At 63.7% G+C, this 22,320-nt stretch carries 24 protein-coding genes; 17 read left to right on the forward strand and 7 right to left on the reverse strand.

What is annotated here, in order from left to right; all coding sequences use genetic code 11:
- Nucleotides 1-61 precede the first annotated feature (61 nt).
- The 4 genes from FURADRAFT_RS04235 to FURADRAFT_RS04250 all read left to right on the forward strand — a co-directional run bounded on the left by FURADRAFT_RS04235 (nucleotide 62) and on the right by FURADRAFT_RS04250 (nucleotide 5,796).
- Entirely contained in the window at nucleotides 62-1,528 is a 1,467-nt protein-coding gene (locus FURADRAFT_RS04235; RefSeq protein WP_008952879.1) for an NADH-quinone oxidoreductase subunit L, read from the forward strand.
- Nucleotides 1,525-3,900: a YbcC family protein gene (locus FURADRAFT_RS04240; RefSeq protein WP_008952880.1), complete on the forward strand. Its 2,376-nt coding sequence runs from the start codon at nucleotides 1,525-1,527 to the stop codon at nucleotides 3,898-3,900. Before FURADRAFT_RS04235 ends, FURADRAFT_RS04240 begins: the two co-directional genes overlap by 4 nt.
- A gap of 45 nt (nucleotides 3,901-3,945) precedes the next feature.
- Nucleotides 3,946-4,908, forward strand: a complete 963-nt coding sequence (locus FURADRAFT_RS04245; RefSeq protein WP_008952881.1) for an L-threonylcarbamoyladenylate synthase — start codon at nucleotides 3,946-3,948, stop codon at nucleotides 4,906-4,908.
- A 96-nt stretch (nucleotides 4,909-5,004) separates the two neighbouring features.
- A complete protein-coding gene (locus FURADRAFT_RS04250; protein WP_008952882.1) occupies nucleotides 5,005-5,796 on the forward strand; it encodes an EAL domain-containing protein in 792 nt (263 codons plus the stop codon).
- Nucleotides 5,797-5,853: 57 nt separating this feature from the next.
- Here FURADRAFT_RS04250 and FURADRAFT_RS04255 read toward each other — a convergent pair whose 3' ends face one another.
- The gene (locus FURADRAFT_RS04255; protein WP_008952883.1) at nucleotides 5,854-6,465 is read right to left on the reverse strand and encodes a TetR/AcrR family transcriptional regulator; all 612 of its coding nucleotides are present in this window, start codon (nucleotides 6,463-6,465) and stop codon (nucleotides 5,854-5,856) included.
- 121 nt (nucleotides 6,466-6,586) lie between these two features.
- Between FURADRAFT_RS04255 and FURADRAFT_RS04260 the strand changes: the two genes are divergently transcribed.
- The 10 genes from FURADRAFT_RS04260 to FURADRAFT_RS04300 all read left to right on the forward strand — a co-directional run bounded on the left by FURADRAFT_RS04260 (nucleotide 6,587) and on the right by FURADRAFT_RS04300 (nucleotide 13,322).
- A complete protein-coding gene (locus FURADRAFT_RS04260; protein WP_008952884.1) occupies nucleotides 6,587-7,879 on the forward strand; it encodes an NAD(P)/FAD-dependent oxidoreductase in 1,293 nt (430 codons plus the stop codon).
- Nucleotides 7,876-8,652, forward strand: a complete 777-nt coding sequence (locus FURADRAFT_RS04265) for a DUF1365 domain-containing protein (RefSeq protein WP_008952885.1) — start codon at nucleotides 7,876-7,878, stop codon at nucleotides 8,650-8,652. Before FURADRAFT_RS04260 ends, FURADRAFT_RS04265 begins: the two co-directional genes overlap by 4 nt.
- Nucleotides 8,649-9,857: an SAM-dependent methyltransferase gene (locus FURADRAFT_RS04270; RefSeq protein ID WP_008952886.1), complete on the forward strand. Its 1,209-nt coding sequence runs from the start codon at nucleotides 8,649-8,651 to the stop codon at nucleotides 9,855-9,857. The genes FURADRAFT_RS04265 and FURADRAFT_RS04270 overlap by 4 nt, the downstream gene beginning before the upstream one ends.
- Nucleotides 9,854-10,384, forward strand: coding sequence for a DUF3833 domain-containing protein (locus FURADRAFT_RS04275; RefSeq protein WP_008952887.1), 531 nt, complete (start codon nucleotides 9,854-9,856; stop codon nucleotides 10,382-10,384). Before FURADRAFT_RS04270 ends, FURADRAFT_RS04275 begins: the two co-directional genes overlap by 4 nt.
- A 3-nt stretch (nucleotides 10,385-10,387) precedes the next feature.
- Nucleotides 10,388-11,170, forward strand: coding sequence for an SDR family NAD(P)-dependent oxidoreductase (locus tag FURADRAFT_RS04280; protein ID WP_008952888.1), 783 nt, complete (start codon nucleotides 10,388-10,390; stop codon nucleotides 11,168-11,170).
- A 115-nt stretch (nucleotides 11,171-11,285) separates the two neighbouring features.
- Nucleotides 11,286-11,606, forward strand: a complete 321-nt coding sequence (locus FURADRAFT_RS20950) for a nuclear transport factor 2 family protein (RefSeq protein WP_236261529.1) — start codon at nucleotides 11,286-11,288, stop codon at nucleotides 11,604-11,606.
- Nucleotides 11,603-11,782 (forward strand): DUF2256 domain-containing protein, encoded by a 180-nt coding sequence (locus tag FURADRAFT_RS21225; RefSeq protein ID WP_081455935.1) that lies wholly within the window; start codon nucleotides 11,603-11,605, stop codon nucleotides 11,780-11,782. Before FURADRAFT_RS20950 ends, FURADRAFT_RS21225 begins: the two co-directional genes overlap by 4 nt.
- Before the next feature lie 154 nt (nucleotides 11,783-11,936).
- Nucleotides 11,937-12,479 (forward strand): lipocalin family protein, encoded by a 543-nt coding sequence (locus FURADRAFT_RS04290; protein ID WP_008952890.1) that lies wholly within the window; start codon nucleotides 11,937-11,939, stop codon nucleotides 12,477-12,479.
- Between the two features lie 8 nt (nucleotides 12,480-12,487).
- The gene (locus FURADRAFT_RS04295) at nucleotides 12,488-12,712 is read left to right on the forward strand and encodes a TIGR02450 family Trp-rich protein (RefSeq protein WP_008952891.1); all 225 of its coding nucleotides are present in this window, start codon (nucleotides 12,488-12,490) and stop codon (nucleotides 12,710-12,712) included.
- A 172-nt stretch (nucleotides 12,713-12,884) separates the two neighbouring features.
- Complete coding sequence (locus FURADRAFT_RS04300) at nucleotides 12,885-13,322, forward strand: HIT family protein (protein WP_008952892.1); 438 nt, start codon at nucleotides 12,885-12,887, stop codon at nucleotides 13,320-13,322.
- Nucleotides 13,323-13,452: 130 nt separating this feature from the next.
- Here FURADRAFT_RS04300 and FURADRAFT_RS20425 read toward each other — a convergent pair whose 3' ends face one another.
- Nucleotides 13,453-13,758, reverse strand: a complete 306-nt coding sequence (locus tag FURADRAFT_RS20425) for a hypothetical protein (RefSeq protein ID WP_150105006.1) — start codon at nucleotides 13,756-13,758, stop codon at nucleotides 13,453-13,455.
- Between the two features lie 8 nt (nucleotides 13,759-13,766).
- Between FURADRAFT_RS20425 and FURADRAFT_RS04305 the strand changes: the two genes are divergently transcribed.
- Nucleotides 13,767-14,243, forward strand: coding sequence for an FKBP-type peptidyl-prolyl cis-trans isomerase (locus tag FURADRAFT_RS04305; RefSeq protein ID WP_008952893.1), 477 nt, complete (start codon nucleotides 13,767-13,769; stop codon nucleotides 14,241-14,243).
- Nucleotides 14,244-14,617: 374 nt separating this feature from the next.
- Here the strand turns inward: FURADRAFT_RS04305 and FURADRAFT_RS04310 are convergent, their stop codons facing one another.
- From FURADRAFT_RS04310 to FURADRAFT_RS04325, 4 genes are all read right to left on the reverse strand, one after another.
- Entirely contained in the window at nucleotides 14,618-15,046 is a 429-nt protein-coding gene (locus FURADRAFT_RS04310) for a (R)-mandelonitrile lyase (protein WP_008952894.1), read from the reverse strand.
- Between the two features lie 42 nt (nucleotides 15,047-15,088).
- Complete coding sequence (locus FURADRAFT_RS04315; RefSeq protein WP_008952895.1) at nucleotides 15,089-15,940, reverse strand: aldo/keto reductase; 852 nt, start codon at nucleotides 15,938-15,940, stop codon at nucleotides 15,089-15,091.
- Nucleotides 15,941-15,961: 21 nt separating this feature from the next.
- Entirely contained in the window at nucleotides 15,962-17,407 is a 1,446-nt protein-coding gene (locus FURADRAFT_RS04320) for an MFS transporter (RefSeq protein ID WP_008952896.1), read from the reverse strand.
- 107 nt (nucleotides 17,408-17,514) lie between these two features.
- Nucleotides 17,515-18,663, reverse strand: a complete 1,149-nt coding sequence (locus FURADRAFT_RS04325) for an iron-containing alcohol dehydrogenase (RefSeq protein ID WP_008952897.1) — start codon at nucleotides 18,661-18,663, stop codon at nucleotides 17,515-17,517.
- A 135-nt stretch (nucleotides 18,664-18,798) separates the two neighbouring features.
- On the opposite strand from FURADRAFT_RS04325, the gene FURADRAFT_RS04330 reads away from it, so the two are divergent.
- On the forward strand, nucleotides 18,799-19,761 hold the full coding sequence (locus FURADRAFT_RS04330) for a LysR family transcriptional regulator (RefSeq protein WP_008952898.1): 963 nt from the start codon (nucleotides 18,799-18,801) through the stop codon (nucleotides 19,759-19,761).
- A 256-nt stretch (nucleotides 19,762-20,017) separates the two neighbouring features.
- On the opposite strand, the gene FURADRAFT_RS04335 is transcribed toward FURADRAFT_RS04330, so the two are convergent.
- Nucleotides 20,018-21,058, reverse strand: a complete 1,041-nt coding sequence (locus FURADRAFT_RS04335) for a zinc-dependent alcohol dehydrogenase family protein (protein ID WP_008952899.1) — start codon at nucleotides 21,056-21,058, stop codon at nucleotides 20,018-20,020.
- A 134-nt stretch (nucleotides 21,059-21,192) separates the two neighbouring features.
- Here FURADRAFT_RS04335 and FURADRAFT_RS04340 point away from each other — a divergent pair, with 134 nt between their 5' ends.
- Nucleotides 21,193-21,672, forward strand: coding sequence for an Lrp/AsnC family transcriptional regulator (locus FURADRAFT_RS04340; RefSeq protein ID WP_008952900.1), 480 nt, complete (start codon nucleotides 21,193-21,195; stop codon nucleotides 21,670-21,672).
- The last annotated feature ends 648 nt before the right edge of the window (nucleotides 21,673-22,320 follow it).

Consider the following 22,320-nt stretch of genomic DNA (forward strand, 5'->3'; position numbering starts at 1 on the left):
TTTTACCGAACATGATTTGCCGGGCATAGTGCCGCTGTCTCAATTTCGGCATGGTGTCCTTATGTTGTTGCTGTCCGAACATGCGCTGATTGCCCTGCTGTGGCTGCTGCCGGCCATCGGTACGCCAGCGCTGCCTCGTCATTGGTGGCTCGCCCAAGCCAGCGCGGCGGCCGGCGCCCTGGCCGCCACGCTGCTGATGGTGGCCAAGGGAGTCCAGCCCGCCTTGCTGTTCCAGCTTCTGATCCAGTTGCTGGCCTGGGTGATCCTGCGGTTCTCCGTCCGCTATCTGAGCGGCGAACAGGGCCAGGCCCGCTACCTGAAAGCGATAGGCTGGCTGCTTGTCGGTTCCACGCTGGTGGTGGCCAGCCGCGACTGGCCAACCCTGCTGGGCGGCTGGCTGCTGACCAGCCGGGCGCTGCACAGCCTGCTCACTTTCTATCCGTCCCGCCCCCAGGCCGGCATTGCCGCCCGGCGCGAGGCGGTGGCCAGCCGGCTGGCCGAACTGTGCTTGGTGCTGGGTGCGCTGTTGATCGCCGGGGCGGTCGGCTCGCTGCATTTCGCGGATGCGGCGCAGCCGCTGGCCGAGCCGCTACGACAAGCTGCACGAGCGCTGGGCGCCGTGCTGGTGGTGTGCTGCGTGTTGCTGAAAGCCGCTCAACTGCCTTTCCATGGCTGGCTGACCCAGGTCATGGAGGCCCCCACCCCGGTGTCGGCGCTGTTGCATGCCGGCGTAGTCAATCTGGGCGGCATGGTGCTGATCAAGCTGGCGCCGCTGTGGAGCGTGGCGCCCGCCACGGCCTGGCTACTGACGCTGTGGGGCGGGGTCACCGCCGGCCTGGCCTGCTGGGTTATGCAAACCCGCATCAGCATCAAACTGCGCCTGGCCTGGTCTACCTGCGCGCAGATGGGCTTCATGTTGATGGAATGCGGCCTCGGGCAGTATTCGCTGGCCCTGCTCCACCTGGTGGCGCACTCCATTTACAAGGCGCACGCCTTTCTCAGCTCCGGCAGCCAGGTGCGCACCACCATCCGTCAATCTGCCTCGGCGCAGGCCAACAGCGTATGGCGCCACCTTGCCAGCGGCATCGCCGGCATCGCGCTACTGGTAGCGAGTCTGCAAGCCTGGTCATATGCGCTTGCCCACCCCGTGCAACCGCCGCTGCTGCTGGTCGTGGTGATCGGCCTGGGGCTGGCCCCGCTGTGCCAGCGGCTGCGCGGCTACGTGCTGGCCTTGGCGCTGTGCCAGGCCTACCTGCTGCTGCACAGCCTGTTTGCCCGCCTGCAGACCGACCATGCCGGGGCGCCGCTGTCCTGCCAGCTACTGGTTGCGCTGTTCTTTGCCGCGCTCTACCTGCTGCAAGGCTGGCTGGTGCGTCATCCCGGCCACCGCCTCAGCCAACGGCTCTACGCGCTGGCATTCGGCGGTTTGTATCTGGACGAATGGTGGGTGCGCGCCACGGTGCGCTCCCGCCTGGCGATACCGGGCAATCCAGCCCTTTCCGGCGCTCAGGGAGGCCCCCGCTCATGACAAGACCCGACCTTGACTGGCAGACGGCGGCAATCGAAGCGGCCAATCGCATCGCGCCAAGCTGGCCGCTGGACAGCCTGCTGGCCAGCTCCCCCTACTGGGGCTTGCGTGACAAGCCGTTTGCCCAGGCGCACGACTATCTGCATCGGCTGGCGGGCAGCGGCCTGCATCTCGACGAGACGCATTACCGCCGGCAATACGACAGCGGCCTGATCAGCCCCCGCCACCTGGCCGCCGCCATGCGGGAGTACGGCGAAACCCTGTCGCCGGAACAGTGGCTGCTCGCCTCGGCAAACAAGCCGAGTCAGGGCAGTGCGGCGCTGCTGCTGAGCGACTTGCGGCCCGACCCGGCCGGCCACGCCGGGGTGCAGGCGTGGCGCCAGGTCGTCACGCAACAGATCAGCCAGTGTTGCGCGGCCTGGTTCGACCACGACCAGGCCGACTGGCAGCCAGACCGCCAGCGCAACCTGTACCAGTCGTGGCTGGAGGAAATGGCGATCCAGCCGGTCCCCACTCCCGACGCCAGGCTCAAGCAACGGCTGCAAGGGGCGATCGCAGGCTTGCCGGAGGACCATGACCGGCTCTTTCAACACGCGCTGGCACAGCTACAGCCCGCCAACCGTTGGCTCGACGACTGGTTTTATGCCCTGTTGCTGCGCAACAGCGGCTGGGCGGCATGGTGCCGCTACCAGCTGTGGCAGGCCGAACTGGCGGGCAAGCGCTGTTCGCTGCTGCAAGAGCTGCTGGCCATGCAATTGGCCTGGGAGTGCTTGCTCGATGACGGCCAGCGCGAGAGCGGCAGCCGCTGGCACCGCTGGCAAGCCGACTGGTCCGAGACAGCGCCGACAACGCCGGCCGGCAACCGCGAACTGATCTGGCAACGCGCCGCCGAGCTGGCCACTCATGCGCCACTGCTGGCCGCCCTGCCGCGTCAGGACGCTCAGCCTGTGCGCATCGGTCGCGAACTGCATGCGGTGTTCTGTATCGATGTGCGTTCCGAACCGATGCGCCGGGCGCTGGAACAGGTGATACCCGAGGCCAGCAGCGCCGGTTTCGCCGGCTTTTTCGGGCTGCCGCTGGCGATCCGCTTCGCCGGAGAAACCCGGACCCAGCCGCGCCTGCCCGGCCTGCTGGCGCCAAGCTGGGAAGCGCTGGCGCCGCCGGTGGAGAAGGGGCTCGAAGAGTGGAGCCATTTCCAGCGCGCCCCGCTGTCCTCCTTCACGCTGGTGGAAAGCGCCGGCCTGACCAAGGCCGGCAAGCTGCTGCGCAAGGCGTTTCCGCGCAAGACGCGCGCCACGTTGGCCGAAGTCGATCCCTGGCTGAACGGCGAGGACGAGGCCATGGTGTCGGCTGGCCGCCAGTTGGACACCGGGACCATCGTCTCGGTGCTGACCACGCTGCTGCCGGCCATGGGGCTCGGCGCGGACTTTCCCCGCACCGTGCTGTTGATCGGGCATGCCAGCCACAGCAGCAACAACCCGCAAGCCTCGGCGCTGCAGTGTGGCGCCTGCGGCGGACATGGCGGACACCTGCACGTGCTGTTGCTGAGCGACTGGCTGCAACGACCGGCGGTACGTGAGGGCCTCGCCGCCGCCGGGCTGGCGATTCCGTCCGACACCGTGTTCCTGCCGGTGCTGCACCTGACCCATAGCGATGAGCTGCACCTGCTGCCGGCCAGTTCGCCAGACCCGGCCTTGCGCCAGCGCGCCGAAGCGCTGCGGCCCGTGCTCGACCAAGTGGAACGCCGCGCCCGCGCCCGCCGGGCCGGCATCGATGGCGTGCCGGACCACCTCGACGACGCCGCGCTGCTGGCGCTGCTGCGGCAAAAGGGGCACCACTGGGCGGAAACCCGGCCCGAATGGGGCCTGACCAACAATGCGTTCTTTATCGCCGCCCCGCGCGCGCGCACCGCGCAACTGGACCTGGGCGGGCGCGCCTTCCTGCAGGAATACGACTGGCGGCAGGATGCGGACGCCAGCCGGCTCACCGGCATCCTGGCAGGGCCGCTGGTGGTGGCCCACTGGATCAACATGCAGTACTTCGCTTCCGTGGTCGATCCCACGCGCTTCGGCAGCGGCAACAAGCTGCTGCACAACGTGGTGGGCGGCCGTATCGGCGTGTTTGAAGGCAACAGCGGCGACTTGCGCATCGGCCTGTCCTGGCAGTCCGTGCACGACGGCAGCCGCTGGCGGCATGAGCCCTTGCGCCTGGCGGCCTGCATCGACGCGCCCGCCGATTTGATCGAACAGGCCCTGGCGCGCCAGCCGGACGTGGCAAGACTCGTCGCCAACCGCTGGTTGCACCTGTACCGCATCGCCGAAGACCAACTGGAACAATGGCGCGAGGGCGACTGGCATGCCGCCGAGCTGTGAAGCCGCCGGCCTGCTGCGCTGTCCGCAACCCTTGAGAACCCAAGCATGGACTACCTGAACACCCACCCCGAACATATCGACCGCGCCGCCCGCCTGCTCCGAGAGGGCGGCCTGGTCGCCCTGCCGACCGAGACCGTGTACGGTCTGGCCGCCTGCGCGGAAGACCCGCAGGCCATCGCCAAGGTCTTCAGCGCGAAAGGCCGGCCGGCCGATCATCCGCTCATCGTTCACCTGCCCGACCTCGCCCATCTGACGCGCTGGGCATGCCGGATACCGTCGGTCGCTTTCCGTCTGGCCGAAGCCTTCTGGCCCGGTCCGCTCACCCTGGTGCTGCCCGCGGCCCCAGCCGTCTCCCCGCTGATTACCGGCGGTCAGGACACTATCGCGGTGCGCTGGTCGGCGCACCCGCTGTTCCAGGCGGTGCTCGACCAGCTGGGGAGCGCGGTCGTCGCGCCTTCGGCCAACCCCTTCGGCCATATCAGCCCTACCAGCGCCGCGCATGTGCTCAAGCACATGGAGGGCCGTATCGACGCCGTGCTGGATGGCGGCGATTGCCGCGTCGGCGTGGAATCGACCATTCTGGACCTGTCCGGGCCGGAGGCGAAAATCCTGCGGCCCGGCTGTATCGGCGCCAGCCAACTGGCCGCCTACCTGCCGCTGGTGGAACGACCGGCTGCTCCGGCACCCAGAGTGCCGGGCGCGCTGGACTCCCACTACGCGCCGCGGCTGCCGTGCCACCGCTTCGAGCATGACGAGCGCGCCTATCTGTCGCAGGGCGTGCCGAGCGGAAAATGCGCCTTCATCGGGTTTCGCGAGTTGCCGATGAGCACGCACCGCAGCTATCTGCTGCCAGCCGATCCGGCCGCCTACGCCAGCCAGATCTACGCCGTGCTGCATCAGGCGGAATCGAGCGGCAGCGAGAGCATCCTGATCGAGATGCCCCCCGACACGCCGGAATGGCTGCATGTTCGTGATCGGCTGCTGCGCGCCAGTACCAGCCTGGGCTGAACAGTGCGACTCCCCTGCTTGCCCTGCTTCCGCCGCAACGTATGATGCAAGGGTAATGCGGACACACAAAACCATTTTCTCGGGGTGACATCACACATGAATCCGATCAGCAAGGGGCAACATGCACGGCATTTGAGTGATGCTCCCACATGTACCATCTGCCGCGATGGCGATGCGCTGGATTTTGATTTCAGCTTTGCCTTTCAGCCCATCATCGATATCCGCGCCCGAACGGTGTTCGCCCATGAAGCGCTGGTACGCGGCCCGCGCGGAGAGGGCGCCCAGTTTGTGCTGGATCAGGTCACGGCAGCCAACCGCTACCGGTTTGATCAGGCCTGCCGGGTAAAGGCAATCAAAACCGCAGCCCGGCTGGGCCTCGCCAGCAAGGTCTCGATCAACTTCCTTCCCAATGCCATTTACCGGCCGGAGGTATGTATCAGCACCACGCTGAAGGCGGCCCAAGAATATGGGTTTCCGGTCGACAGGATCGTGTTCGAAACGGTAGAAGGCGAGCAGATCGAAGATGGCAAGTGGTTGGCCGACGTGTTCAGGGAATACCAGCGTATCGGTTTCATGACTGCGATCGACGACTTCGGTGCCGGCTATGCGGGCCTCAACCTGCTGGCGGATTTCCAGCCGGATATCATCAAGCTGGACATGGCGTTGGTGCGGAATATCGCCTCCCGCAATGCCAGTCAGACCATCGTCCGCAGCGTCGCCGACATCTGCCGGCAACTTGGCATCCAGCTCATCGCCGAAGGCGTGGAAACCCTGGATGAGTACCTTTGTCTTCAGGACATCGGCGTAGAGCTGATGCAGGGCTATCTGTTGTGCAAGCCTCTGCTGGAGAACAGCCTGCACGACGCGGAGGCGGTTTTGCCGCGATGAGTCCGCGGCGCGGCCATCAGGCGGCCTCAAGGCCGCCCTTCCCCCGGCTTGCCAGTCCTAGTCTTTGGCAATCCCGGTAAAAATCATGGTACGCATGTGCGCCACGATGTCGTCGTCGCTGTAATGCCCGTAGTCTTTCATGTAGTCAACGGCGGGGTCGCAAGTGCGCGAGTAGTAGGCATAGAGGATGACGTCGGTCGGTAGATCGTCGCGGATCTCGCCCGCCGCCTTTGACTTGTCCACCATGCCCTGCAATTGCTTGTGCAATTGGTAGACGCGCGTTACGTAGCGGATGTTGCGGGTCAGCATCGCCCGCACCTGCGGGCTGCTGGACGGCAGAAACGGCAGCCCGCCTTGCAGCCTGACGCGTAGCGCCCACTCCAGCAGGCTGCCCAGCCTTTCCTTGCCGCTCATGCCGGCGTCCAGACCGTCCAGATACTCCAGCGCGCCATCGAGCAGGCGGATCATCACCTCGGTGGCGAGGTCTTCTTTCGATTTGAAATGCTTGTACAGGCTGGGCTTGGAGATGCCGGCCTCGCCAGCCACGTCGTCCATGGTCATCAGGTCGAAGCCCTTGCTGGCCAACAGCTTGGTGGTGGCGTCGAGCACGGCCTGTTCGCGCAGTTTGAACGCCTGATCCTTGAAGCTGAGCTTGCTTAAAATACTCATGAGTACTGCCTTTTACTAATTAGTAGCTTTTTTTCCAAAGCGGTTATATCCTGACTATAAGCACCACGCCACACCGTGCCAAGCAGTTTCCGCAGCAGACGAATCCACTACGGGAGTGAAGGTGAAAGCAGATCCTGTCGAACGTCAGCGCGTCGCCGTCATCGGCGCCGGCATTGCCGGCCTGGCCAGCGCCTGGCTGCTGGCGGCCAAGCATGATGTCACGCTGTTCGAGGCGGCGGACTACCCTGGCGGCCATACCAATACGGTCGACCTCAAGCTCGACGGGCATGAGGTCGCGGTGGATACCGGGTTTCTGGTCTTCAACGAGCGCACCTATCCCAATCTGATCGCCCTGTTCGCCGAGCTTGGCGTGCCCTCTTGCAGCACCGAGATGTCTTTCAGCGTCTCGCTGGACCAGGGCCGCGACGAATGGGCCGGCAGCAATCTGGATACGGTTTTCGCCCAGCGCGGCAAACTGCTGTCCCCGGCTTTTCATGGCATGTTGTACGACATCCTGCGGTTCAACGGCGCGGCCCCGCGCCTCTTGGAAACGGCCGAGCGTCAGCGGCTCACGCTGGGCGAATTGTTACGGCTGGAAGGCTTCGGCGCTCGCTTTCGCGACCACTACCTGGTGCCGATGGCCGCCGCTATCTGGTCCAGCCCCAGCAACGAGATACTTGATTTCCCCGCCGCTACCTTCCTGCGCTTCTGCATGAACCACGGCCTGCTGCAAATCCGCCAGCGCCCGCGCTGGTTCACCGTGCCCGGCGGCGCGCGCCAGTACGTGCACAAGCTGCTGGCTCGCATCACTGATCTGCGTCTGTGCACGCCTGTCGAGGCGGTGCGGCGAGACAACCACGGCGTCACCCTCAGCAGCCGTTTCGGCGATGAACGCTTCGACAGCGTGATTTTCTCCACCCACGCGCCACAGACGCTGGCGATGCTGGCGGACGCCAGCGCGGAGGAGCGCCGCGTGCTGGAGGCGGTCCGCTACCAGACCAATACCGCTGTCTTGCACGGCGATGCCGCCCTGCTGCCGAGACGGCGCAAGGTGTGGTCGGCCTGGAATTTTCTGGCGGACAGCGGGCAATCCGAGCAGCGCGCCGTCTGCGTCAGCTATCTGCTCAACACCTTGCAGCCCTTGCCGGTCGCATCGCCGGTCATCGTCACCCTTAACCCGGTACGCGACCCGGAACGCGCGCTGGAATACGCCCGCTTCATCTACGAACACCCCTTGTTCGACAAGGCCGCCGTCGAGGCGCAGGCCCGCCTCCCGGCGCTGCAGGGGAGCCGGCGCAGCTGGTTCGCCGGCGCCTGGACAGGCTACGGTTTCCACGAGGACGGCTTGAAATCGGCATTGCGCGTCGCGCGCGATTTCGTCGCGCTGCCGGCCTGGGCGAGGTTGGCCGAATGAGCGACGCCTACCTGATCAAGGGCGTGGTGATGCACCAGCGCTTGCGCCCCGCCCGCCATCGCTTCCTCTACCCGGTGTTCGCCGTGCGCCTGCGCCTGTCGGCTCTCGATCGTCTTGGCAACGCCTGGTTCGGGGTGGACCGGCGGCGGCCGATGTCGGTGCGCACCAAGGATTACGGCCCGCGCGACGGCTCGCCCCTTCTGCCCTGGATCCGCCAACAGTTGGCCGAAGCGGGCTTGCCGCACGACGGCGAGGTCTGGCTGCAGACCTTTCCCCGGCTGTTCGGCTACGCCTTCAACCCGGTGAGTTTCTGGTACTGCCACGATGCGGCCGGCCAGCTGGTGGCCGTGCTCGCAGACGTCAACAACACCTTCGGCGAGCATCACGCCTACCTGCTGGCCAACAAGGCGGGGGAGCCGATCACGGCGGGCACGAGGCTCACCTGCCGCAAGCAGCTGCATGTTTCACCCTTCTGCCAGGTGGAAGGCCACTACCGTTTCCGGCTTGCCGAGAAGGCCGACCGCATGCTGATGCGTATCGACTACCACGACACGCAAGGCCTTCTGCTGAACACCAGCATTTCCGGCCGCATGACGCCGCTGACGTCGACGACCGCCCTGGCCGCCCTGCTGCGGCAACCGCTGCTGACCTTCGCCATCATCAGCCGCATTCACTGGCAGGCATGGCGGCTGTGGCGGAAGAAAGTGCCTTTCTTCGGCAAACCCCGGCCCCCCGCCACCCGCCTGACTCACGGAGAGGAGTGTCAACCATGAGCCTATCCCGCACCCTTGGCGCCCCCTGTTCACCACTGCCCGTTATCGCCAGGATCTTTCTTTCCCGGTTGAAACGGCTGGAACACGGCTGCCTGCGCCTCATCACGCCGGACGGATCGGCGCTGTGGTTCGGCAACCCCGGCGAAATGCCGGAAGCGGAGCTGACCGTGCGGGATTGGTCGGCCTGCCGCACGCTGCTGCTGGCGGGCGACATCGGCTTTGCCGAAGCCTACCGCGACGGCCTGCTCGACTCGCCCAACCTCACCGCGCTGCTACGCCTCGCCGTGCGCAACGAGGCGGCGCTGGGGCCCGCCACGTCCGGCAGCCTGCCGGCGCGGGCCTGGTACTGGCTCAAGCACCGCCTGCGCCGCAACAGCCGCGCGGGCAGCCGGCGTAACGTCCACGCCCACTACGATCTGGGCAACCCTTTCTACCAGCTCTGGCTCGACCCGAGCTGGACCTACTCCAGCGCCTGGTTCGACGGCCACTACGAGCAGCCGCTCTCGCTGGCGCAGGCCGCCAAGTACCAGCGCATCTGCGACGTGCTGGGCCTGCGCCCCGGCATGCGGGTGCTGGAAATCGGCTGCGGCTGGGGCGGCTTCGCCGAACACGCCGCGCGCCAGGGCATCGCGGTACATGGCGTGACCATTTCCAACGCGCAGCTGGATTTCGCCCGACGGCGGCTGGCGGGCAATGCCTTGACCCACCTCGAGTGGCGCGACTATCGCGACCTGGACGGCCGCTACGACGCCATCGTATCGATCGAAATGTTCGAGGCGGTGGGCGAAGCCTACTGGCAGGACTACTTCCGCAAAGTGCGCAGCCTCCTGAAGCCCGGCGCCAAGGCCCTGATCCAGAGCATCACCATTGCCGAAAACCGTTTCCAGCGTTACCGCAGCGGCAGCGATTTCATCCAGGAATTCATCTTCCCCGGCGGCATGTTGCCCAGTTGCACCGTCTTTGAAGCACAGGCGCGCCAAGCGGGCCTGGCCACCCATGACCGGCTGGATTTCGGCCCCGACTACGCGGAAACCCTGCGCCGCTGGCGGCAAGCGTTCGAAGGCGCGCTGGAGCCGGTGCGCCGCTTGGGGTTCGATGAGGCCTTCATCCGGCTGTGGCGGCTCTACCTGTGCTACTGCGAAGCCGGCTTCGACGAAGGCCGCATCGGCGTCTCGCAGTTCGTGTTGAAGGAGGCCCAGCCATGAGCCATCGATTACCGCGTCTGATACTGGCGACGCTGGCCTTGCTGACCGGCTGCGGCACCCCCAGCGTGCAGGCGTACCGCGACAACACGCCGCGCCTCGACCTGTACCAGTTCTTTGGCGGCCACACCCGGGCCTGGGGCATGTTCCGCGACCGCAAGGGCCAGCTGATCAAGCGCTTCACGGTGGACATCGACGGCCGTCGCGAAGGCGACGTCCTGATCCTTGAAGAGCGTTTCCTGTACGCCGACGGCACAAGACAACAACGCAACTGGCGGCTGGAGCCGAAAGGCGACGGCAAATGGCGTGGCACCGCGGCGGATGTGGTCGGCGAGGCCGAGGGCGAAGTCGCCGGCAACGCCCTGCACTGGCGCTACAACTTGCGGCTGCCGGTGGATGGCCGCGAGTGGACCGTGCATTTCGACGACTGGATGTTCCTGCTGGACGATCACGCCATGCTCAACAGCGCCCGCATGAGCAAGTTCGGCTTCGGGCTTGGCGAGGTCAGCCTGTTCTTCCGCAAGGAGTGAGCCATGCCGCTCGCGCCCATCAATCCCCCGATCCGTGACTGGCGCCGTCAACGGGTGTGGATCGTCGGCGCCTCCAGCGGCATCGGCGCGGCGCTGTCCCGCCTGCTGCTGGACAAGGGCGCGGAAGTGGTCTTGTCCGCCCGCCGCCAGGCCCAGCTGATGCAGGTGGCCCATGCCCACCCGCGCGCCACCGTGCTGCCGCTGGATGTCACGGACCCGCAATCCTGGCGCGAGGGCTGGTCGCGATGGCAGGACCAGCAGCGCTTGCCGGACCTAGTGGTGTTCTGCGCCGCCGACTACCGGCCGGAGCGCTGCTGGGAGCTGCAGCACGAGCGCGTTCGGCAGACCCTCGACACCAACCTGGCGGGGGTGTACTTCGGGCTGGAAACCATCCTGCCCGCGCTGATGGCGCGCCAGTCCGGCGGCATCGCGCTGGTGGCCAGCGTGGCGGGCTATGTCGGTCTACCCGGCGCCAGCGTCTACGGCCCGAGCAAGGCCGCGCTGATCAACCTGGCCGAATTGCTGCACGCCGAACTGCGCTGCCACGGCATCCCTGTCTACCTCATCAACCCCGGCTTCGTGACCACCCGGCTCACCGCCATGAACGACTTCCCGATGCCCGCCATCATGAGTGCCGACGACGCCGCGCGGTGCATAGTGCGCGGACTGGAGCGCGGCCATTTCGAAATCCACTTTCCTCGCAGGTTTACGCTATGGATCAAGCTGATCGCCATGCTGCCCTATCGCCTGAGATTGCCGCTGCTGCGCCACCTGGCCCGAACCTGAGAGCGCGGCTGGCCGAATTGGCCGACTGGTATGCCCATCTGAGCCCGGTCACGCTGGATGAGGCATCGACCGTTTTTACGCCGCGTCGGCCTGCTTCAAGGACCCGTTCAACACGGTGCAGAGCCGCGACGGCATACACGATGTCTTCCGGCATATGTTCAACGTGCTGGAACAGCCGGTGTTCATCCTCCGCGAGCAATTGCTGGACGGCAGCCAGGCTTTCCTGACCTGGGACTTCCGCTTCCGCCGCCGCGGCAAGGCCTATCTCTTGCATGGCGGCAGCCATCTACGCTTCGACTCTCGCGGCAAAGTGGTAGCGCACCGGGACTACTGGGATTCCGCCGAAGAGTTGCTGCACAAGCTGCCGCTGATCGGCCCGCCCTTGCGCCTGTTGCGGCGCCTGCTGTCGGTGCATGACGAAGGCTGGCGCGCATGAAGCCATCCTTCAAGGGCAACAAGTCCGCCCTTCCCGCCAAGCCGTGCGCCGGCTGCGGCCACCCCATGAGCTGGCGGCGCAAATGGGCGCGTTGCTGGGATGAGGTGAAGTTTTGTTCCGAACGCTGCCGCCAGCGGCGCCAAGCCCATGACCGCCTTGATCTACCGCCGCCATGACGACACGCGCGCCGTCTTCGGCCAACCTTGCGCGATGCCTGCGCCAGCACATCCAGCGGCGGAGGGGGATCGGCAGCGCCTCGCTGCGGGCCGGCCTGTCGCCGCATACTGCAACGCATCGAAACCTTGTGAGTCATCAATAGAGGAAGACACCATGCGACGCTCCCGACTGCAACGCCTCATGCTCCTTGGCGGCAGCCTGCTGCTGGCGGCCTGCTCCACCTTGCCGCCGCCCGGCATCCAGCCGGTCAGCGGCTTCGAGCTGCAACGCTACAGCGGCAAGTGGTATGAAATCGCCCGGCTGGAGCACCGCTTCGAACGCGGGCTCAGCGACGTCAGCGCCAGCTACGCGCCGCAGGCGGACGGCAGCGTCAGCGTGATCAATCGCGGCTTCGATCCCGCCGCCGGGCGCTGGAAACAGGCGGAAGGCCGCGCGCTGTTCAACGGCGACCCGCACCGCGCCTCGCTGAAGGTGTCGTTCTTCGGCCCCTTCTACGGCGGCTATCACGTGGTGGTGCTGGACCCGGACTACCGCTGGGCCATGGTGGCCGGCAACGACCGCTCCTACTTGTGGATTCTGGCGCGCGACAAGCAACTGCCCGATGACGTCACCGCCCGCCTGCTTGAAAAGGCGCGGCAACTGGGTTTCGACACCGGCAAACTGATCCGGGTCGGCCAGACCCGCAGCGACGGCTGAGGCGCGCCATGACGATACGCCTCAACCCGCGCAAGCTGCTGCTGAGCAAGTGGACGGCCCTGGCGCCGCAGAACAAGGAAAAGCACTTCATCGTGGTGCGCGTGCTGGAGCCGGAACACCCCGACGCACCGATTACCGAAGTGGAACTGGAAGCGGTCTACAGCCGACGCAGCCGCATCATTCCCTGGAAAACGCTGACCGACGCCACCCAGTGGCGGCAAGGCTGGCATTAACCGTCGGGGCAATCCGTTTCCTGAACTGCGCCATCGCCAACAGCGGTGGCGCTGGTGAGCATAGATCACACTTTGCTATCCGCTTCCTGGAACTGATGGCAAACCGTTCCGGAGCTTCGACCACGCCCGGCCTGCACTACAATGAACCTTGGTTCATCGAACGGAAAGTGCCATGTCTTACGACTCCAACAACATCTTTGCCCAAATCCTGCGTGGCCAAGCCCCATGCATCAAAGTTTTCGAAGACCAGATGACGCTCGTGTTCATGGACATCATGCCTCAGGCAGACGGCCATCTCCTCGTTATCCCCAAAGAACCCGCATCGCAGATTTTCGAGCTGTCCGACGATGCGGCGGCGGCCTGCATGCTGACCGCACGCAAGGCGGCCATCGCGGTCAGGGCGGCCCTGAACCCTCCCGGCATGATCCTGGCCCAGGCGAACGGCAGCGCGGCCGGCCAGACCGTGCCGCACTTTCACATCCACGTGATTCCGAGACACAGCGGGGAATTCCTCGCTCCGCATGCAGCACGGCGGGAAGACACGGAAAAGCTGAAGGAGCTTGCCAAGCGCATCATTGCCGCTTGGCCCGAACTCGACGAGAGCAATTGACCGGAACCACGGCTCCCTCCCGCCTCGTCAGGGGACGCCGCGGCGGATTGGCTCCTGCACGATTGTTGATGACATCGGAAGCGAGCTGAACATGCGCAAAAAAATGCCCCGCACCAGGCGGGGCATTTTTTCAAACCGGAAGCATCCGTGGCATGTCATTGACGGCTAGTTCGGCATGACGAGGGAACCTCAAGGAGACGGTACGGCGGAATTCCGCCTGCTTGCAATCCCAGTGAACCACTCCTGCCAGACAAACCGTCACTTCCTTGCTCATCCGCACCATTACCCAATCCAGTGTTAAGTGCCAATATTCAACAGCAGCCAACACTGCAACGGAAGCATATTCGGCGGATATCGGCGTGAGTGAGGTGACTCGCCCGCCAGTTGACACTCCCCCGCTGAACTGCGAACCTTCCCGCTCCAATTTATTTGCCATTGCCCGCCATGAAAATCACCCAAAACACCGCCGTCACCCTGCGAATGAAAGTCACAGACAGCCAGGGTCTGGTTTACGACGATGGCAAGAACCCAGTCTCCTACCTGCACGGCGATTACGACAACCTCTTCCCCAAACTGGAAGCCGCACTTGAAGGTCAGGAATCAGGCTTTCAAACCACGCTGGAACTCGCTACCGAAGACACCTTCGGCGAACGCGACGAAGCCCTGGTCACCACCATGCCCAAGGCCGAATTCCCCCCCGGCATCAAGGTAGGCGGCCAGATCCAACGCCCCGGCCCGGATGGCACCCCGCGCTATTATTTCGTCACCAAGATCAAAGGCCCAACCGTATTGCTGGACGGCAACCACCCGCTTTGCGGCAAAACCCTGCGCTTCGCCCTCAAGGTTGTGGACGTACGTGAGGCAACCGCCGAGGAAATTGCCCACCAGCATGTACATGGCGAGCACGGGCATCAGCACTGACACCACCCCGCCCCATACAAATAAAGCCCTCCCATCCAGGAGGGCTTTGTTTTGCCTGGACCCCACCTGCCATGTGGAATTGGTGATCTGCTCCTGATCCACTCGCCTCCTGCAAACCCAACTTCGAGTTCTCCACGCGCTCCCTCTCAGATGGCCACACTTAATCCCTAGTGCTGATAGTAGCCATTCTTGATTGCTGAGGATTCGTCTGAAGTTCGGCCAGGGAAGTCTTTCGCATCCGAGGTCCACGGCGGCCACTTTGGAAGGGGAAGCAGCCATAAAAGTACCTAGCAAGTAAGGTACGTTTCACAGTCCATTGTGACTTTCAATTTCTTGAAAAGAGGGGCATTTCAGCCCCCTGCACTTTCTAGAATTTAGCTTCTGTATTGTTCGTCACTAACTTTTTCCAGCCAGTTCGCGGCAATTCCTTGCAACTGCTCCTGAATGGCAATGTGGCTCATAGCGGTAGTAGGTGCTGCGCCGTGCCAGTGTTTAGTTCCAGCGGGAATACTCACCACGTCGCCGGGGCGGATTTCCTGTACCGGGCCACCCCACTGCTGCACGCAGCCGCAGCCGGCGGTCACGATCAGTGTCTGCCCCAACGGGTGGGTGTGCCAGTCGGTGCGTGCGCCCGGCTCGAAGGTTACCAGTGCGCCGGAGCCGGCGGCGGGTTGGCGGGCGGCGAACAGAGGGTCGACGCGCACGCTGCCGGTGAACCACTCCGCCGGGCCGCGGTAGGAGTCTTGCGAGCCAGCGCGGGCCACGGTTACGGCGTCGGCACTGGAGAGAGTTTGCTCAGTCATGATGCTTTCCTTGCTTGATGTCTGGATATAGGGATGCTTGGGTCAGGTGGGGCGATGCGCTTCATACAGCCACTTCACCATTGCCGGGTCGCGGTGGTCGAAGAACGCGCTGCTGCCGGTATCCAGCGTGGCAATGCTAGCCATGTCCTCGGCGCTCAGCTCGAAATCGGCGATGGCGAAGTTCTCGGCCATGCGTTCCGGGCGTACCGATTTGGGAATGGTCACCACGCCGCGTTGCAGCAGCCAGCGCAGCACTACCTGGGCCACCGTGCGGCCATGCCGCGTGGCGATGTCCTGCAGCAGTGCATTGCTAAACAGGTTGTTGCGCCCCTCGGCAAATGGCCCCCAGGATTCGATCTGTATGCCCAGCTGCTGCAGGAACTGCGCGCTAGCGGTCTGCTGGCAGAACGGGTGTGTCTCGATCTGGTTCACCGCCGGCACTACCCGGTTGCGCAGCATCAGGTCCATCACCCGGTCCGGCTGGAAGTTGCTTACGCCAATGGCGCGGATGCGGCCAGCCTGGTACAGCGCTTCCATTGCCCGCCACGAGCCATGCACGTCGCCATAGGGCTGGTGGATCAGGTAGAGGTCCAGGTAGTCCAGCTGCAGCCGCTCCATGGAGCGTTCAAAGGCCTGCAGAGTCTGCTCATAGCCGCTGTCGTGCAGCCACAGCTTGGTGGTGATGAACAGTTGCTCACGCGGGATGCCGCTGGCGGCGATGGCACGGCCAACCGCTACCTCGTTGCCGTAGGAGGCTGCGGTGTCGATGAGGCGGTAACCGATGCGCAGCGCGGCGGCTACGCTGACCTCGCACTCGGCAAGGTCGTGCATCTGGTACACCCCGAAGCCCTGCAGCGGCATCTGGATGCCGTTATTCAATGTGGTTGTCTGCATGTCGGTATTCCTTTTCCGAGGTTATTTGCCGCCCGCTACCTGGCCAATGGCAACCGGCATGCCCGCCGGCACCGGCTTGCGGGCATGCGCCGGCAGGATCAGCACCAAGGAGGCCAGCAGAGCCAGCGATAACATCACGGCGCTGCCATCCATCACCATGGCAATGCGATGTGCCAGCAGTGGCACACCGGCCAGCTGTACCGGCACTGCGGCGGCAAACACCACCACCAGCACGCCCAGGCCGATGGCGCCACCAAGCTGGTGAGCCACGTTCACTAGCCCCGACGCCGCACCGGCGTCCTGCCGGGCAACACCCGCAACGGCAAACACGGTAAGCGGCGGCAGCACCACGCCCTGGCCAAAGCCGATCAGCATCATGGGCAGGGCAACGCCACTGACGTAGTGCGTACCGGCCGACACCTGCCCCAGCCAGGTCAATCCTCCAAGGCAGGCCAGCAGCCCAAACGCCAGCAGCCTGGCGCTGCCTACCCGCGGAGTGAGCCGCGGCACCAGCATGGCGGAAAGGAAGTTGGGCAAGGTGGCAGGCAGAAACGCCAGCCCGGCCTGCAAGGGGGTAAAGCCCAACACGCCCTGTAGGAACTGGGTGGTAAAGAACCAGAATCCCACCATGCCGCCCAGGAACAACATCCGCGCGGCGTAGGCGCCGCTGCGCTCCCGGCTGGCAAACAGGCGCAGCGGCAGAATGGGCTGCCGGGCCCGCGCCTGTATCAGCAGGAAGATACCGAGCAGGCCTAGCCCGCCGGTCAGCGCCGTGATGGTGAGCCAATCGCCCCAGCCCTGCTCTGCCGCCCGCACCAGTCCGTAGACCAGCGCGGTCATGCCCAGGGTGGAGCTGGCAGCGCCGCCGATATCGAGCTGACCACTGTGGGTCGGCGTTTCTTGGATGTAGCGGCGGGTAGCCAGCATCAGCAAGGCACCTATCGGCAGATTGATGAAGAAGCCGGCGCGCCAGGACAACAGCTCGGCAAACAACCCTCCCAGCACCAGGCCCAGCGTGGCGCCTATGCCGGCGGTGGCAGCATACAGCGACAGCGCGCGGGTGCGCTCCGGCCCTTCGGCAAAGTGGGTGGACAGCAGCGCCAGCGTAGCCGGCGCCAGAATGGCGGAGCCCGCGCCCTGCACCGCCCGTGCGGCCAACAGCCAGGCCGGCGTTTGCGCCAGGCCGATGGCCAGCGAGGAAAGAGTGAAGATGGCCAGCCCCAGCAGCAGCATGCGGCGGCGACCGAGGATATCGCCTGCGCGCGCGCCCAGCAGCAACAGCCCGCCCAGTGCCAGCGTGTAGGCGTTCTGCACCCACGACAGCCCCACTGTGCTAAAGCCCAGCCCAGCCTGTATCTTCGGCAGCCCGGTAATGACGATAGACACGTCGATCAGGATCATCAGGTAACTGGCCATGATGATGGCCATGATGGCGCGGCGATTGTCTGGCAAGGTCTGCGTTGTCATGCGGTGTTCACCTCCAGCCTATTGCCTGCGTGGTGCATTTTCATGGTGTTGCTTCCGGATTAAGTGGCCACCGCGGGCGGCACCTGCTACCAGCGGTGGCAGGTGCATCACAGCGCGTTGCGCAGAATGGTAGCCACCACATCGCGGCTATAGATGTCGGCGATGCCAAACCACTTCGCATTGCCCAGTACGTTGTCGGTAATGGCCGGCAGGTCTGCCTCGCCAATGCCCAGCTGCGACAGGCGCGTGGGGGTACCCATCTTGTCGAACCAGGCTTCCAGCGCAGCAATGCCCTGCTGCGGGGTATCCACGCCGAACACGTATTGCGCCAGGCGCTGGAACTGCGCCGGGTTGCGGCCGTGGTACCACTTCATCCAGGCCGGCATGATCACCGACAACCCGGCGCCGTGCGGCACGTTGAACAGCGCCGACAGCGCGTGCTCGATCATGTGGTTTGGGTAGCTGAAGCCAGCCGTGCCGGCGTAGATCAGGCCGTTCAGTGCCTGGGTGGAGGCCCAGGCAAACTCGGCACGTGCCGCGTAGTCGGCCGGGTTGTCCAGCAGCGTTTCCGTGGTGTCGATCACGGTATTGATGAGGGCTTCCACCATGCGCGAGTGCAGCGTGGGCTGCACCGTGGCGGTGAAATAGCCTTCAATGCAGTGCGCGATGATGTCGGCGGCCGAGTACACCAGGTAGTCACGCGACACGGTCTGCATCAGCGCCGGGTTGACGATGGAGACGCGCGGGTAGGTATGCACCGACTGGATGGCGAACTTCTCTTTGGTAGCCTCGTTGGTCACCACCGCACCACTGTTCATCTCGCTGCCGGTGGCAGCCAGGGTAAGGATGGAGAACACGGGTAGCGCCGAGACAATATCTGCCTTGCCGATGAATAGGTCCCAGACATCGCCCTGGTACGGCACGCCGGCGGCGATGGCCTTGGAGCTGTCCAGCACCGAGCCGCCGCCTACGCTGAGCACGGCACCCACCTGGTGGCCGCGCGCCAGGGCGATGCCATCGCGCACTTTCGACAGCAGCGGGTTGCTGACAATGCTGCCAAACTCGATGAACTCGATATCGTGTGCGGCCAGGCTCTTGCTCACCGCCTCGAACAGGCCGTCGCGCTTGATGCGGTAGCTACCGAAGCAGAGCAGCACTTTCCGGATGCCGTGCTCGGCCAGGTGCTGGCCGATCAGCTGCTCCTTGCCGGTGCCGAAATCGATCTTGGTAGGGTTGTAGAAAGTAAAGTTGTCCATGCGTGTCCTCTACTGCCGTAATGGCCGGTGGTCTTGATGGACAGAACTTTAGTTTCCAGGAAAACATTAAACTAGAGCGTTATCATTTGAATAATCTACAACTTTTTGATGTTAATTTGCCGGCGGGATTGAAACATGTCCATGAACGAGCTCCGCTCCATTACCACCTTCGTGCGCACAGCCGAGTTCGGCAGTCTCAGCAAGGCCGCTGAAGCGCAGCAGATATCGCCTCAAGCCGCCAGCAAGGCGCTGGGGCAGTTGGAACAGTACCTGGGCGTGCGCCTATTCCACCGCACCACCCGCAGCATGTCGCTGACAGAGGAAGGCCAGCGCTTTCTGGAGGCAGTACATCCTTCGCTGGTCGGCTTCCAGCAGGCGCTGTCGGCGGTCCGGCAGACCAAGGACGACTTGGCCGGGCCATTGCGGATAGTCGGCCCGCGCACGGTGCTACAGTCGGTCATCGGCCCGGTAATGGACGAATACTGCCGGCTCTATCCCGAGGTGCAGCCAGATGTGCAGCTTGACGACCGTATCGGCAACTGGGTGGAAGACCGCATCGATGTCGGCTTCCGGCTGGGTAACTCGCCGCAGGAAGGCCTGGTGGCCCGGCGGCTGTTCCCGATGCAGCTGATCATCTGCGCCGCGCCCAGCTACCTGCGCAAGTACGGCATTCCGCAGAGTCTGTACGACCTGAGCTCCCACCGCTGCAGCGCCTTCCGCCGGGCAAGCGACGGCCGCGTGGTGCCATGGCGTGTCCGTGTCGGCGATAGCATGCAGGATCAGCCGGTCAACCCTTCTTTTTGTACCAATGACGAGGCGATGGAGTTGCGGGCTGTACTGGCGGGCGAAGTTATCGGTCAGTTGGCCGCTCCTACTGCTGCGCCGCTGATTCGCAGTGGCCGGCTGGTGCCCATCCTGCTGGAGCACATGGCCGATCACTACAGCCTGTTTGTGTATTACGGTAGCCGCGCAGCGCAGCCGGCCAGAGTGCGCAGATTCATCGACCTAGCCGTGGAGCGCCTGACAGAATGTGCTGATTTTGTACTGAGTAGCAAAGAGTTGGTGCAGGCCAATTCCAGAGGCGCAGAAACAAACTGAGTCGTCCCTCAATTACCAGATAGATTTATGGCTGGTTCCTTGAGTAAAGCAGTCATTTTTCATCTGACATTCGAAGGGCCGCTTTGGCCGAGGATCTACCGAAACTCCCTCCAGACCGGTAGTAGTGCCGCCTGAGCTATTTCGGAAGCCCATCATGAGCAATGGCTGCTCTCATACTGAAAAGCAGCCATTGATGTTTCTGGCAAACAAGGGCGATTCAAAACACAGTTACGAGCACCCTTCGCGTTGATGCATCTCAGAACTCCGTGACGACTGTTACGCCTGCAACTTCGAATTTGTCCATATTCATCAGCACATCGATCGACTGCTCAAGGTCGATCGTCCGGCCGATAAGCTTTTCCGGCGCCAACTTGCCCGACTTCATCATCGCGAACATCGCGTCGTAGCGGTGCGCCTGCATGCCGTGGCTGCCCAGAATTTCAAGCTCGTGCGCGATGACCTTGCTCATCGGAATGGCCGGGGTACTGTGCTCTCCCAGCATGAGTCCGACCTGGACATGCTTGCCGCGTTTGCGCAGGTTGCTGACCGAGTTGAAGCAGGTGACAGGGTTCCCGAGTGCATCCAGGGAGACGTGCGCGCCGCCTTGGGTGATTTCCAGCACGGCTTCGACCACGTTGGCCACTTTTGCTGCGTTTACAGTGGCAACCGCACCGAGAGAGCGGGCTAGATCGAGCTTGTCTTCCGAAATATCAATAGCGATGACATTCGCGCCAATGGCATTGGCAATCATGATGGCGGATAGGCCGACGCCACCGCAGCCATGAACCGCCAGCCACTGGCCGGCAAAGGTCTTGCCCTGATCCACCACAGCGCGAAACGAGGTGGCAAACCGGCACCCCAGGCTGGCTGCGGTCGTGAAATCCAGGGTTTCTGGCAAGGACACCAGATTGATGTCCGCCTGATGAATCGACACGTACTCGGCAAATGATCCCCAGTGGGTGAAGCCGGGCTGAAACTGATGGTCGCAAACCTGATGATTACCTGAGTGGCATTCAGGGCAATGGCCGCATCCGGCCACAAACGGAACGGTCACCCGGTCGCCCACCCTCCATTTTGTCACCTGCTTGCCAACCGCCTCCACGACGCCGGAGAACTCATGCCCCGGGACGTGGGGAAGACGAATGTCCGGATCATGACCGACCCAGCCATGCCAGTCGCTTCGGCAAACACCGGTCGCCATAACCTTGATGACCACGCCGCTGGATTCCGGCGTCGGGTCAGGGACAGTCGTAAGTTGCGGCGGGGCGGCAAAGGACTCGTAGACAACGGCTTTCATGAGCGGCTCCTGTGTTGAAGTGTTCCTTCATTGTGAAGCATTGCAGTGAATTTACCTTTCTATTTTCGATTGGAATAACAGGGAATATGAAATAGTATTTCGCCAATGAAAATGTATTGAAAGGTTGTTTCGCCATGACCGCGCTCGACAAAGTCGATATTGCAATTGCCGACCGGCTGCAACAGGATGGCCGCCTGTCCAATGCCAGGCTCGCCGAGCAGCTCGCCCTGAGCGAAGCCTCCTGCTGGCGGCGCCAGAAACGGCTGGAAGAGATGGGAGTTATCGAAGGCTATAAAGCGATACTGAACCGGCGCAAGCTCGGAATCGGCGTGATGGCTTTTGTGCAGATTGTTTGTACGCAGCACAGCGAGGAGGTCACTGCCGCATTCGAGAGAATCATTCAGGCCAGCCCCAATGTGCTTGCTTGTCACAACACAACCGGCGAGGCCGACTTTCTACTGCAGGTGGTCGCCAGGGATCTCGATGATTACAGCCGTTTTGTCGAGACCGTGCTGAGAAAATTGCCGGGCGTGTTGAGCATCCGTACGAATATTTCATTGAGGGAGATGAAAGCGACGAACAAGCTGCCGATTACGGATATTGAACTAAGCTAGATTGGCCCCAGGACTTTACCAACAGGATTATGGTAAACCGCTCATGGACTGCGGGTCACGTTAATGGCTGCTTTAGCCACGGAAGCAGCTACTTCTGGCCAAAAGGCCGGGCGACTCCTTTGGCCGAAGAGTTCTCATTGGCTGTTCGGCAGGTTTCAGAGTGAGCCGCCGCTTGAATGGCGGCTATGCCAAATGAGCGACTGGCAGCAGTTGGCCGAGAGCGGGACTTCATGTTGGTTTCCGATAGCCGACAGGTGGAAACTCAAGGGCCGCTTTCTGGATGCTGTCCGCTACGGCCGCCTTCGCGATCAGGACCGCCCAGAGGCCACCTGGCATTATCCTGGTGCAGGCTAACGGCAGCGCGGCCGGCCAGACCGCACGTACTTTCACATCCACCTGATTCCGAGATACAGCGGAGAATTCCTTGCTCCACATGCAGCACGGCGGGAAGGCACGGAAAAGCTGAAGGGGCGCGCCAAACGCATCATTGCCGCCTGGCCCGAGCTCAAGGAGAGCAATTGACCGGGGCCACGGTTCCTTCCCACCTCGTCAGGGGATACCGCTGCGGATTGGCTCCTTCACGATTGTTGATGGCCCCGGCGCTAGGCTGAGAATGTCCCAAAAAAATGCCCCGCACTTGGCGGGGCA

The sequence above is a fragment of the Pseudogulbenkiania ferrooxidans 2002 genome, assembly GCF_000174355.1.
GTDB classification, from domain to species: Bacteria; Pseudomonadota; Gammaproteobacteria; order Burkholderiales; family Chromobacteriaceae; genus Pseudogulbenkiania; species Pseudogulbenkiania ferrooxidans.